This is a genomic window from Terriglobia bacterium (assembly GCA_020072785.1).
Taxonomy (GTDB): Bacteria; Acidobacteriota; Terriglobia; order Acidiferrales; family UBA7541; genus Acidiferrum.
Map to the genome: position 1 here is coordinate 33,663 of JAIQGG010000005.1, position 12,169 is coordinate 45,831.

Consider the following 12,169-nt stretch of genomic DNA (forward strand, 5'->3'; position numbering starts at 1 on the left):
GCTCAGGAACCCGTCACCTCGCGGCGGATGGCGGCCAGCAGCTCTTCGTGGAGTACGGTAGCCGTGCCGCGCTTCATGACCACTATGCCGCCGGCGATGTTGGCAAGATGCGCGGCCTCGAGCGGGCTGGCGCCGCTGGCCAGCGCCAGCGTAAAGGCGGCGAGAACGGTGTCGCCCGCGCCGGTCACGTCCACGGCCTGATCGCTGCCGTGGATGGGGATGTGCACCGTGGGCTTCCCCGCCTCGAACAGCGCCATGCCGTGGCGGCCCCGGGTAACGAGCAGCGAGCGCAGCTTCATGGCCAGCAGAGCCGCGCGCCCGCTGCGCTCCAGCTCCGGCATGTTCTGCCCGATGCTGGTTTGCAGGAGCGCTTCGAGCTCGGACTCGTTGGGAGTTGCGGAGGTGATCCCGGTGCGGGCATACGCGGTCAGGTCGCGGCGGGCATCGAGCGTGGCAATGCATTCGCCCTTCTTGCGCTGCAGTGCGGCGCGCACGGACTCCGGCGTGGCTACGCCGAAGCCATAGTCGGAAACGGCCAGGACGTCCACGGCCTGCAGGCGCTCGCGCAGTTTTCGTTCGAGCTTGCCGCGGGCTTCGGCCGGAAGCTCGCCTTGCGGCTCGCGGTCCACGCGCAGAACCTGCTGGTGCGTGGTGTGCGGCCAGCCCGCCAGGAAGCGCGTCTTCACCGGCGTGGTCCAGCCCTTCACGCGCACCACCCCGGAGACGTCCACGCGCCGGGCGCGGAAGAATTGCACGAGCGCGTCGCCCGCGGCATCGTCGCCAACGGCGCTGACCGGCAGGACTTTGGCGCCGAGGTCCGCGAGGTTGTTGGCGGCATTGGCGCCGCCGCCGGGAACCATGTGCGTTTCGCGGTGCCGCAGGATGAGCACCGGCGCTTCCCTGGAAACCCGGGCGATCTCGCCGAACTGGAACTCATCGGCGACAAAATCGCCGAAGAGCACGGCCCTCCGGCCGGGAAAGCGTTCCACGAATTCGGAGAGCGCGGCGTAATCCACGGCGGGGCCCGCGGCAGGGGCGGTTATTTTCCGTTTCTTCATTCGCTGAGCCTCAAAATCCAGTCCACCGCTTGCGTCAGGTCTTCCGCGACGTAATCGGGCTGCGCCGGCCACTTGGCGGAGTCCGCTTCCAGCTCGCCGCGGCCGTAGCCCGTCTTGACCAGCACGCTGCGGGCGCCGGCGCGGCGCGCGAGGTCTACGTCCAGGTAGCGGTCGCCCACGACCACTGAGCGCCGCAGATCCAGGTGCTGCTCGCGCGCGGCGCGCTCCAGCAGCCCCGCCTTCGGCTTGCGGCACTCGCAGCCGTCTTCGGGGCGGTGCGGGCAATAGTAGATGCCGTCCAGCTTCGCGCCCGCGGCGGCCAGCTGCCGGTTCATCTCCGCGTGCACTTCGCCGATCAGCGACTCCGCAAAGAGCCCGCGGGCCACCCCGGACTGATTGGTCACCACAAAAACGGGCCAGCCCGCGGCATTCAGCCGCCGGATGGCCTCCCCCGCGAACTCAAACATACGGAAGCGGCTGAGATGATTCAAGTAGCCGACCTCCTCGGAGATGGTGCCGTCGCGGTCGAGAAAGACCGCGGGGCGCAGGGCGGCCGGCTCAGGCATGCGAGGCATTCCTCGCTTCCAGCCAGGAGCTCGCCGCGGCGGCCACGGCTTCCGGGGCGATGCGCGTCATGCAGCGGTGATCGATGGGGCAGCGGCGAAGAAAGCACGGGCTGCAGTGCGGCTTTTCCTGCACCACGGTACAGCGCGGCGTCACCGGAGCGGTGCCCTGCGGGTCGGTGGGGCCGAAGACAGCCACCACGGGGAGGCCCACCGCCGCAGCCACGTGCATCGCTCCCGAATCGTTGCCGATGAAGAGGTGGCACTGCGCAAGCAGCGCGGGCAGATCGGCGATGGCCGTCTGGCCAGTCAGATCAATGGGAAGGCGCTTCATTTCAGCGATGATGGCCTGCGAGACGCGGGCTTCCGAAGCCGTGCCGAACAGTATCACATCGCAATCGAACCGGTCCTGCAGCGCCCCGGCCAGCGCCGCAAAGTGCGCCGGCGGCCAGCATTTGGCCGAGCCGTAGGAAGCCCCCTCGCCAATGGCCACCCGCAGGGCTTGCGGGCGCGCGCCGGCTCTTCGAAGAGTCTCAGCGGCTTGCCGGCGTTGCGCTTCGGAGACAGACAGCGGGATATGCTCCTCCCCTTTCAGGGCGTCGAGCCAGCCGGCGCGGCGCAGCAACTCCAGATAGTAAAACTGCTCGTGGGCGGGGATCTCCCCGGGACGCGGCACGGGGATGGCGCGGGTCAGGAGCAGGCTGCGGCCATCCCGGGCATAGCCGACGCGCTGGGGGATTCCGGCGCGCCAGGCGAGCCAGGCGGCGTCAAAAGCGTTCTGCAACAGGACGGCGAGATCGAAGCGCTGGCCGCGCAACTCCTCCACCAGGCGTTCCCGCCCGCGCCAGCCGCGGTGCTCGCCGCGCACGTCGTAGGGGAGAAGACGGTCCGCCACCTGCTGCCCGCGGTAGATGTCCGCAACATAGGGCCGCGCCAAAACGCTGATTTCGGCCTCCGGCCATTTGCCGCGCAAGGCGCGCAGCGCGGGCAGCGCCAGGATGGCGTCGCCCACCCAGTTCGTGGCGCGGACCAGTATCTTCATGCGCCCGCCCCGCGGCGCACGCGGATCTTTTGCTCGAGGGCCGCCAGAAAGTCGTCCTCGCCGAACAGTTCCATCTCGATCACGCAGACGTAGACGGGCAAGGAGGAAAAGCGCGCGGCGCCCAGATTGTAGGAATCCTTCTCGGTGGTGATGAAGGCGGCGGCGCCGGCCTTGCGCGCGGCGTGTTCCAGATCGTGCGCGTCCGCCTGGGTGTAGGCATGATGATCGCGGAAGGCGCGGGTGCCCGCGAGACGTGCGCCCCAGTGCCGCAGATCGTGGAAGAAGGCCAGCGGATTGCCGATGCCGCAGAAAGCGAAATACGGCCCCGCGGCGATTTCGCTCAGGAACTGCAGCCCGCCGTCTCCGCCCAGGCGGCGAAAGCCGGCCAGATGCGTCTTGGCGTAGAAGATGGACTGCGGCAGTCCGCGGGCGGCGAGCTCCTCGTCGGCGTCCATGCGCGTGAAGACGCAGAAGTCGGCGCGGCGCAGCGCGCTCCGCGGCTCGCGCAGGCGGCCCGCGGGGAGCAGCCACTCGCCCTCCAGGTCGCGCATGCCGTCGATCATGACGATATCCAGATCGCGGGCGAGCCGCAGGTGCTGGAATCCGTCGTCCAGCAGGAAAATGTCGATGCCCTGCGCTTCCAGGCGCTTGCCCTGGGCGTAGCGGTCGCTGCCGACGCCGAAAGCCACGCGGCCCTGCAAGCGCTCCTTCAGCAGGGCCACTTCGTCGCTGGTGCCGCCGGCGCCGCGGTAGCCGCGGGTGAGAATAGCCACGCGCTTGCCCTGCGCCAGAAACTTTTCCGCCAGCCACAGCACCATGGGTGTTTTACCCGTGCCGCCCACGGTGAGATTGCCGACGCTGATCACCGCCGCGCCAAGCCGTTTCTGCCCCAGCACGCCGCTGGTATACCACCACGCGCGCAGCCGCACGACGGCCCCGTAGGCCACCGAGAACGGCCACAGCAGCATGCGCAAAGCCAGCGGCAAGTTCATCTCCCCTTTCCGCCCCCCAGCACCCGCGTGATTTCCGCCAGGGCCCGCGCGGTCGCCCCGCGGCTCTCTTCCACCAGGCGCTTGGCCTTCGCACCCATCTCCTGCATGCGCGCGGGATTCTTCAGCAGGTCGATCCACGCCACACCCACATCCTCGGGGCTCTCCACGCGAATAGCCGCGCCCGCCTCCACGAAACGCGCGGTCATTTCCGCAAAATTTTCCGTGTGCGGCCCGAAGACCGGAATCTTGCCGAACGCCGCGGGCTCCAGAATGTTGTGCCCGCCCGAGGGCACCAGCGAGCCGCCCACGAAGACCACATCGGCGGCGCGATAGAGCGAAGCCAGCTCCCCGATGCTGTCGAGCAGCAGCACGGTGACGTCGTCGGGTATCACCGGGGAAACGCCGGACGCGGGCAGGCCCTGCCCGAAGGGGCCGGGAATGGCCAATTGCGAGCGCCGCAGGAATTTCCAGTGGGCCTCCCGGATGAACTCCGCGGCGGCCTCGAAACGCTCCGGCTTGCGCGGTGCGAGGACCAGCAGCGCGCGCGGATGCTCGCCCCGGGCCGTGCCGAAGGCGATCAGCGTAAGCGGCTCTTCATTGGCCACCACGCTGCCGGCCACCACCAGCGGCCGCCGGCTCCGCGCGTTGACTTCCTTCTCCAGCCAGGCGCAAAGCGCCGAATCGGCCGGCAGCTCCTGATCGTATTTGAGGTTGCCGCTGACGAAGACGCGGCCGGGGGGCGCGCCCAGCGCGCGGATGCGCGCGGCATCGTCCGCGGTCTGCATCAGAAAAGCCGCGGGCAGGGCCAGCATGCGGGCCAGAAACGGCCGCAGAAAAAGGCCTAGCGCCCCGAGCCAGCGCTGGTAGCGCGCAAACGACCGCGGAGAGAGCCGTCCGCTGACGACAACCACGGGCACGCTGCGCCGCGCCGCCTCACGCAGGAAGTTCGGCCACAGCTCCGTCTCCAGGATCACGACGATCTCCGGCTGCACGGCGCGGAAGGCGCGGCGCACGGCGAAACCCCAGTCGAGGGGAAAATAGACCACCGCATCGGCAAAGGGCATGCGCTCGCGGGCCAGGGTCTGCCCGGTGAGCGTCGTGGTGGAGACGATGAGCGGGCGGCCGGGATTCTGCTCTTTCAAGCGCCGCGCCAGGCCCAGCCCGGCCAGGGCCTCGCCGACCGACACGGCGTGCACCCAGATGGCCCCCGGGCGCTGCCTGGGGAGCTTCTCCAGTGTTGGATACGCCAGGCCGAGCCGCTGCCCCAGATTCGAGAAATATTTGCCGTGGCGCAGCCCCTGAACCACCCAGTAGGGCAGAAGCAGGATGGCGGCCAGCGCCGTAAACGCGCTATAGAGAAAATACAAGCGTGAACCTCAGTTATTTCCCCGCCGCCAACCGGACAGCGGACCGCTTCCGGCGATTGAGCTGGCAACCCGCCCCGGCCCCGCAGAATCGAATCCTTAGGGTAGCGGCCACCAAGCGGCAGACAATAGTGCAAACCCGGTATTATAAACCGATGCGCCTGCGAACCATCGTACTCCTTGGAATGATTGTCGCCGCCGGCGCCTGGGGCCTGGCTGCCGGTCGGAGCCGCGCCCAGAGCGTCGTGCCATCGGCCGCAGCCGCCGAAAGCCACGAGGGCGTGACCATTACCGCCCAGCCCTGGACCGAACCCGCCGACTATAAACCGCGCTTCCCCAAGAAAACTCCGCTGACGGCAGGGCTGGTGGGCGTCCAGCTCACCATCCAGAACGATTCTGCGGCGGCAGTGCGCGTAAACCTCGAGCGCATTCGCCTGATCGTCACCTTGGACGAGGAGTCGCGCCAGAATCTCGCCCCATTGTCCGCCGAGGATGTCGCGGAATTGATCCTGAAGGGCGGCTCCAGCGACCCCACGGCCACGCGCAAGCGCATTCCCCTGCCCATGGGAATACCGAAGACCGGCCGCAGCAAGGAATGGACGCAGATCGAGGATGCCGCGCGCGCTGCCGGAGTTCCGGGCAGCGTAATCCCGCCGCACGGCAAGGTGCAGGGGCTGCTGTACTTCGATCTCGCCCGACAATACGACCTGCTGCACAGCGCACGGCTGTACATTCCGGAAGTCACGAACATCGAAAAAGGCCGCTCGCTTCTTTATTTCGAGTTGGAATTCTCCAAGGCCGCGGCACGTTGAGCGTACTTGCTGCACGAAGCGCTGTTTTTGCGCCTGCCCTCGCGGGGCATCGCACATTTTTCCGGAGCCGCTGCAGGTTGACCGCTTCGCGGTCACAGAAATATTGGACCGGCGCGGCGCGATTTGCCGCGCGGACTTTCCTCGGCTACCATGAACGAGCACGCACAGACCTGGGACCTGCCAACGAATGAGAACTTTTCTCGACGATTTGAATCCGGAACAGCGCCTCGCCGCCGAAACCACGGATGGGCCCGTGCTCATCCTGGCCGGTGCGGGTACCGGTAAGACCCGCGCCATTACCTACCGCATGGCCCACCTGCTGGCGCAGGGCGCCCCGCCGGACGCCATCCTGGCCGTCACCTTCACCAACAAGGCCGCGGAGCAGATGCAGGAGCGCCTGGGGAATCTGCAGCGCCAGGCGGGCCTGCTGCCGGCGGCGCCGTGGATCTCCACGTTTCACTCGCTCTGCGCGCGCTTGCTGCGCCGCGAAGCGCCGAGCGCCGGCCTGCCGCGCGATTTCTCCATTTTCGACGACGATGACCAGATCGCCGCCGTCAAGCTCATCCTTGGCCGCCTGGCCCTCACCGAGGAGAAGATCTCCCCCCGCGGCATTCTGAGCAAGATCAGCTACGCCAAAAATCACGGGCAGACGGCCCAGCAGCTCGCCGCCGAAGCCATCGCCGAGGACGGGCGGCGCGTCGCGCGCGTCTTCGAAGCCTACGAGAAGGTGCTGGCGCAGAGCCACGCGCTCGATTTCGACGACCTGCTGCTGCGCGCGGCCCGCGTCCTGCGCGACGTCCGCGACGTGCGCCAGCGCTGGCAGGCGCGTTTCCGCTACATCCACGTGGACGAGTATCAGGACACCAACCGCGTGCAGTATGACCTGCTGCGCCTGCTCACCGGGCCGGAGGAGAACGTCTGCGTGGTGGGCGACGAGGACCAGGCCATCTACCGCTGGCGCGGCGCGGATGTCGGCATCCTGCTGCGCTTTTCCCAGGATTTTCCGGCGGCCCGGGTGATCCGTCTGGAGCGCAACTACCGCTCCACGCAGAAAATTCTCGATGCCGCGGGCGCCGTGGTGGCCAACAACTCGCAGCGCCTCGGCAAAACGCTCGCTTCCGAACAAGGCGGCGGCAAGAACCTGCGCTTCTACGAAGCGCGCGACCCGCAATCCGAGGCGGAATTCGTGGCCGGCGAAGTGTCCAAGATTTTGGTGGACGATTCCTCGCAGGCTTGCGCCGTGGAATACCGCACCAACGCGCAGTCCCGCGCCTTTGAAGAGGTCTTCCGGCGGCTCGGCGTGCGCTACCGCCTGGTGGGCGGCTTCAGTTTTTACGACCGCGCGGAAGTGAAGGATGCGCTGGCCTATGTGCGCCTGACCATGCATCCCGAAGACGACATCGCGTTGCTGCGCGTGCTCAATGTGCCGCCGCGCGGCATCGGCAAGACCACCGTGGATGCGCTGCGCGAGGCCACGCGGGTTGACCGCATTGCGGTCACCAAGAACGAAGACGGTATCCCCATGTGGCAAGCGATCGAGCAATTCATCGCCAGCGCTGCGGCCGGACGCGCCGTGGCCCCGCTGCGCGCCTTTCAGGAGATGATCCGCGAGTTGCAGGCCAGCCTGGAAAACAGCAGCCCCGCTGCCTTCCTGCACGGCTTGCTGGACCGCACGGGGTACATGGACATGCTGCGCGAGCGCAATACCCCCGACGATGTCTCGCGCATGGAGAATCTGGAAGAGTTGGTGCGCGCCGTCGCGGAATCCACCGATGCCGGCGAGACCTTTACGGATTTTCTGGACCACGCCGCGCTGGTCAGTGACGCCGATTCCGCCGACGAAAAGCCCGGCGTCACGCTCATCACCCTGCACAGCACCAAGGGCCTGGAGTTCGACCACGTCTATCTCACCGGCCTGGAAGAGGGCATCTGCCCGCACAGCCTCTCGGCCACCGATGAAAACGGCGTCGAGGAAGAGCGCCGCCTGGTCTATGTGGGTATGACCCGCGCGCGCACGTCGCTGACCCTGACCCGCGCTGTCTACCGCCGCATCTTCGGCGACGAGCAGCGCCTGCGCGCCTCGCTGCCCTCACGCTTCCTCGCGGAAATTCCCGGTGACCTGATGGACACCGTGCGCGGCTCGCTGACGGAGTTCGGTGAGTCCCGGCGCTATGATCCCGACCCGGAATACTCCTACTCGCCCGAAGATTTCATGCGCCGCGTGCGTGGCGGCCCCGCCCGGACGGTGAGCCAGCCGCGCCAGGGCCGCAGCAGCGGTGATTTCGAGCGGCCGGCGCGGCAGCGCGACACCTTCGGGCGCAGCGGCCGGGGCGAAAACCCGCTTCTCGGCCGCAAAGTCCGCCACCCCAGCTTCGGCGTGGGCACCATCGTGGCCGTCGAGGGCGACGAGGAGGACCGTCGCCTCTCGGTGACCTTTCCCGGGCGGGGCACGAAGAAGTTCATCGAGCGCTACGCGCAGCTCGAGCCGGCCTGAACTCTGCCCCTTGCGGTTGCGCCCCGGCGCTGGCTCGCGGTAAAGTGTCCCGCGCAATCATTCGTTAGAATTATCCGGTATTTCCACGCCCCCGGCGGATCCGGGGCGAACGGAGTGGACGGGTGGGATCACAACTTTTCCGCACCAAGAACATCGATCAGCTGATATCCGACTCCGAAAACCCGGAGAAACGCTTGAAAAAAACGTTGGGCTGGATCAGCCTGACGGCTCTCGGCATCGGCGCGATCATCGGCACGGGCATCTTTGTTTTGACCGGGACCGCCGCGGCCGGCGAGGAGGTGCAATACCCCTCCCTGCTGAAGGCGCCCCTTCTGGACGTGCTCTTGCACGGCGTGCACGCCACCGGAATCACCGGGCGGCCAGGCGCGGGTCCGGCCATTGCCATTTCGTTCTTCCTGGTGGCCGTGGTCTGCGGCTTTGCCGGACTGTGTTACGCGGAACTCGCCTCGATGATCCCCATCGCCGGCAGCGCCTACACCTACACCTACGCCACGCTGGGAGAACTGGTGGCGTGGATCATCGGCTGGGACCTGATCCTCGAATACGCGGTTTCCAACATGGCCGTGGCCGTCGGCTTCTCCGCGTACATTGACAGCCTGCTGCAATCGTTCGGGATTCATCTGCCCGCGGCCTTGAGCCAGCCCGCCTATGCGCCCTCGACCGGCTGGTTGCTGCACTTCAACCTGGTCGGTTTTCTCATCGTGATGCTCCTGACGGTGGTGCTGGTGCGCGGCATCCGCGAATCAGCCGGAGCCAACAGCATCATGGTGGGCATCAAGCTGGTGGCCATCTTCGTATTCATCGCTTTCGCCTCCAAGCACATCCAGCCCACCAACTGGCACCCCTTCATGCCCAACGGCTGGCAGGGGGTTCTCACCGGCGGCGCCATCGTCTTCTTCACCTACATCGGCTTCGATTCGGTCTCCACCGCCGCGGAGGAGTGCAAGAATCCCAAGCGCGACCTCCCCCTGGGCATCATGGCTTCGCTGCTGGTTTGCGCCACACTGTACGTGGCGGTGGCCATCGTGCTCACGGGCATCCAGCCCTTCTCGATCTTCAAGGGCGACGCCGCCCCGGTAGCCACGGCCCTGCACAACATCGGCATGGACCGCCTGCAGCAGTGGGTGACCATGGGCGCGCTGATGGGCATGATCTCCTCCCTGCTCGTTTACCAGCTCGGGCAGGCCCGCGTGTGGTTCGCCATGTCCCGCGACGGCCTGCTCCCCGCTTCCTTTTCCAAAGTGCATCCGCGCTTCCGCACCCCGCATGTGGCCACCTGGGTGGCGGGAATCGTCGTGGGCATCCCCGCGGGGATTTTCGACATCGGTACTCTGGCGGACCTTTCGAACATCGGCACGCTGTTTGCCTTCGTGCTGGTGGCCATCGCCGTGCTCATCCTGCGCAAGACGCAGCCGGACCGGCCACGGAGCTTCCGCGTGCCCTTTGTGCCCGTGGTACCAGTTTTGGCGGTGCTATTTTGCGTGGTGCTGATGGCCAGCCTGACGGTGGAGAACTGGATCCGCTTTTTTGTGTGGCTTGCGATCGGCATGGTAATCTACTTCACGTACAGCCGCAAACGGAGCACGCTCAACGCGTCAGCAGCGGAATAGAGAGGAGCCGGATGCCGCAGTTAGCCTCCGCAAGGGTCCGCGGGATGTTCCTGGCGCTGGCCGCCGGGGCCGTACTGGGCCTGTTTCTCGCGCCCGCTGCGCGCGCCTGGGGCGAAAAGGGCAACAAGCTGGTCGTGGATAAGGCGTTCGAGACCCTGCCCCCGGAATTGCGGCCCTTTTTCGAAGCCAACCGCGGATTTCTCCTGCAGCATGTCACCGATCCTCTGGAAGCCAGCCAGAGAAGCCCGGCGGAGCGCAAGAACCGCTACCTCTATCTCGACCGCTACGGCCGCTTCCCCTTTGAAGCCCTGCCGCGCAGCTACAAGGCTGCGGTCCGGAAGTACACCAAGGCCAAGTTGGAATCCAACGGCCTGCTCCCCTGGCAGATCGGCGTATACAGCGAAAGGCTGACCAATGCAATGAAGGCGGGCAAGTGGGACGAGGTCCGGCTGAACGCGGCGCTCCTGGCCAGCTACGTCGCCGAAGCCCACGACCCCTTCAACACCACCGAAAACTACGATGGCCAGCTCACCGGGCAGGCGGGCGTCAGCACACGCTTCGGCGCCAACCTCATCGACCGCTTTTCCTCCTTCTTTCCGGTGCGCCCCAACGATGCCTTCTTTGTCAGCGACCCGACCGACCACGGCTTCGAGGCCTGCCTCAGCGCGCACAGCTGGCTCGAAACCATTCTTCTCGCCGACCGCAACGCCCGCCGCGGTCTGCCCTCCTACACCGACGAATATTTCGACCGTTTCTACAACCAGGCCGCGGCCATTCTCATCCGCCAGCTCTCCGACGCCTCTACCGACGTCGGCTCCTACTGGTACACGGCGTGGGTGAACGCCGGCCGCCCGGCTCTGCCACAGCGCTAGTTTTCCTCGGATGAGCCTTTCTTCCCTGCCCGCGCACTTCCTTTCCCTCCCCAAGGCGGAGCTGCACCTGCATCTGGAAGGCTCGATCGAGCCGGCCACCGTCTGCGCGCTGGCCGCGCGCCATGGCCAGCAACTTAGCGAGCAAGAGGCCCGCCGCCGCTACCTCTACGCCGACTTCGCGGAATTCATCGAGGCCTTCAAGTGGGTCACCTCCTACCTGCGCGACCCGCAGGACTATGCGCTCATCGCCCGGGAACTCGGTGCACGCCTCCTGGCGCAGAATGTCGTCTATGCCGAGTTGACGCTCTCGGTCGGGGTCATGCTCCTGCGCCAACAGAAGCCGCAAGCCAATTTCGAAGCCATGTGCCGGGCCAGCGAGGAACTGCGCAAGCAGGGCCTGCGGCTGCAGTGGATCTTCGACGCAGTGCGCCAGTTCGGCGCGGAGGCGGCGATGGAGGTGGCGCGCATCGCGCCGCAATACCGGAACGAGGGTGTCGTGGCCTTCGGCCTGGGCGGTGACGAACTCTCGCTCCCCACGGCGGATTTTCGCGGGGTCTACGACTATGTCGCGGAGCAGGGCCTGCACCGCCTGATCCATGCGGGGGAGACCGGCGGACCCCAATTGGTGCGCGAAGCCGTGGAGATCCTCGGCGCGGAACGCATCGGCCATGGCATCGGTGCCATGCACGACCCGGCGCTTCTCGAGATGCTGGCCGAACGCCGCATTCCGCTGGAGATTTGTCCGACCAGCAATATCTGCACCGGTGCGCTGGCGCGGCAACTGACCCGCGACTTCGCGCAGGTCGCCGAGCATCCTCTGCCGGATCTTCTCCGCCAGGGCCTCGCGGTCGTGCTTTCGACCGACGATCCGGCCATGTTCCACACCTCTCTGCTCGCGGAATATGCGCACACCGCCGCCATGGGCCTCACGGACGACGAGCGCAGCCGCCTTGCCGCCCTGAGCTTCGAACACGCCTTCTTGCCCGCCCAGGAAAAGCGCGCCCTGGCCGCCGTACGCCATGGCGTGCGGCCCTAGCGGTCTACGCCGGGGCCCAAGCTTTGCTATAATTCCCGCATGAAAGCACACGTCTGGGTGATGCCGAAGTCCACGGTCCTCGATCCGCAGGGAAAAACCATCCAGCATGCCCTGGCTTCGCTGGGTTATGCCGCGGTGAAGGACGTTCGCCAGGGAAAATTTTTCGTTCTGGAGCTGGATGGCTGGAGCCGCGACGAAGCACAGAAGCACCTCGAGCGCCTCTCCCGCGAAGTCCTGACCAATCCGGTCATCGAAGAGTACCGCTTCGAAATCGTCGACTGAGCTTCCGCGGCCGGCGCTCCCAC

General features: G+C 66.7%; 11 protein-coding genes. 6 read left to right on the forward strand and 5 right to left on the reverse strand.

The window, feature by feature from the left end:
• Positions 1-2 precede the first annotated feature (2 nt).
• The 5 genes from LAN61_12995 to LAN61_13015 are packed head-to-tail and all read right to left on the reverse strand — an operon-like array spanning position 3 to position 5,022.
• Positions 3-1,058: a sugar kinase gene (locus LAN61_12995; protein MBZ5541426.1), complete on the reverse strand. Its 1,056-nt coding sequence runs from the start codon at positions 1,056-1,058 to the stop codon at positions 3-5.
• Positions 1,055-1,624, reverse strand: coding sequence for an HAD family hydrolase (locus LAN61_13000; GenBank protein MBZ5541427.1), 570 nt, complete (start codon positions 1,622-1,624; stop codon positions 1,055-1,057). Before LAN61_13000 ends, LAN61_12995 begins: the two co-directional genes overlap by 4 nt.
• Positions 1,617-2,663 carry a lipopolysaccharide heptosyltransferase II gene (gene waaF, locus LAN61_13005; GenBank protein MBZ5541428.1) on the reverse strand — a complete coding sequence of 349 codons (1,047 nt, stop codon included), beginning with the start codon at positions 2,661-2,663 and terminating at the stop codon, positions 1,617-1,619. The genes LAN61_13000 and waaF overlap by 8 nt, the downstream gene beginning before the upstream one ends.
• Positions 2,660-3,655 (reverse strand): tetraacyldisaccharide 4'-kinase, encoded by a 996-nt coding sequence (gene lpxK, locus LAN61_13010; protein MBZ5541429.1) that lies wholly within the window; start codon positions 3,653-3,655, stop codon positions 2,660-2,662. The genes waaF and lpxK overlap by 4 nt, the downstream gene beginning before the upstream one ends.
• Complete coding sequence (locus LAN61_13015; protein MBZ5541430.1) at positions 3,652-5,022, reverse strand: 3-deoxy-D-manno-octulosonic acid transferase; 1,371 nt, start codon at positions 5,020-5,022, stop codon at positions 3,652-3,654. The genes lpxK and LAN61_13015 overlap by 4 nt, the downstream gene beginning before the upstream one ends.
• 152 nt (positions 5,023-5,174) lie before the next feature.
• Here LAN61_13015 and LAN61_13020 point away from each other — a divergent pair, with 152 nt between their 5' ends.
• The 6 genes from LAN61_13020 to purS all read left to right on the forward strand — a co-directional run bounded on the left by LAN61_13020 (position 5,175) and on the right by purS (position 12,146).
• The gene (locus tag LAN61_13020; GenBank protein ID MBZ5541431.1) at positions 5,175-5,831 is read left to right on the forward strand and encodes a hypothetical protein; all 657 of its coding nucleotides are present in this window, start codon (positions 5,175-5,177) and stop codon (positions 5,829-5,831) included.
• Positions 5,832-6,018: 187 nt separating this feature from the next.
• Entirely contained in the window at positions 6,019-8,325 is a 2,307-nt protein-coding gene (locus tag LAN61_13025; GenBank protein MBZ5541432.1) for a UvrD-helicase domain-containing protein, read from the forward strand.
• Positions 8,326-8,447: 122 nt separating this feature from the next.
• Positions 8,448-9,956: an amino acid permease gene (locus tag LAN61_13030; GenBank protein ID MBZ5541433.1), complete on the forward strand. Its 1,509-nt coding sequence runs from the start codon at positions 8,448-8,450 to the stop codon at positions 9,954-9,956.
• A gap of 11 nt (positions 9,957-9,967) precedes the next feature.
• A complete protein-coding gene (locus LAN61_13035) occupies positions 9,968-10,828 on the forward strand; it encodes a hypothetical protein (protein ID MBZ5541434.1) in 861 nt (286 codons plus the stop codon).
• A gap of 10 nt (positions 10,829-10,838) precedes the next feature.
• Positions 10,839-11,864: an adenosine deaminase gene (gene add / locus LAN61_13040; GenBank protein MBZ5541435.1), complete on the forward strand. Its 1,026-nt coding sequence runs from the start codon at positions 10,839-10,841 to the stop codon at positions 11,862-11,864.
• 39 nt (positions 11,865-11,903) lie between these two features.
• Positions 11,904-12,146 (forward strand): phosphoribosylformylglycinamidine synthase subunit PurS, encoded by a 243-nt coding sequence (gene purS / locus LAN61_13045; protein ID MBZ5541436.1) that lies wholly within the window; start codon positions 11,904-11,906, stop codon positions 12,144-12,146.
• Positions 12,147-12,169 lie beyond the last annotated feature (23 nt).

Coding starts and splice junctions, on each gene's coding strand:
- LAN61_12995 (MBZ5541426.1), bottom strand. CDS start 1,058: ATGAAGAAACGGAAAATAACCGCCCCTGCCGCGGGCCCCGCCGTGGAT.
- LAN61_13000 (MBZ5541427.1), bottom strand. CDS start 1,624: ATGCCTGAGCCGGCCGCCCTGCGCCCCGCGGTCTTTCTCGACCGCGAC.
- waaF (MBZ5541428.1), bottom strand. CDS start 2,663: ATGAAGATACTGGTCCGCGCCACGAACTGGGTGGGCGACGCCATCCTG.
- lpxK (MBZ5541429.1), bottom strand. CDS start 3,655: ATGAACTTGCCGCTGGCTTTGCGCATGCTGCTGTGGCCGTTCTCGGTG.
- LAN61_13020 (MBZ5541431.1), top strand. CDS start 5,175: ATGCGCCTGCGAACCATCGTACTCCTTGGAATGATTGTCGCCGCCGGC.
- LAN61_13025 (MBZ5541432.1), top strand. CDS start 6,019: ATGAGAACTTTTCTCGACGATTTGAATCCGGAACAGCGCCTCGCCGCC.
- LAN61_13035 (MBZ5541434.1), top strand. CDS start 9,968: ATGCCGCAGTTAGCCTCCGCAAGGGTCCGCGGGATGTTCCTGGCGCTG.
- add (MBZ5541435.1), top strand. CDS start 10,839: ATGAGCCTTTCTTCCCTGCCCGCGCACTTCCTTTCCCTCCCCAAGGCG.
- purS (MBZ5541436.1), top strand. CDS start 11,904: ATGAAAGCACACGTCTGGGTGATGCCGAAGTCCACGGTCCTCGATCCG.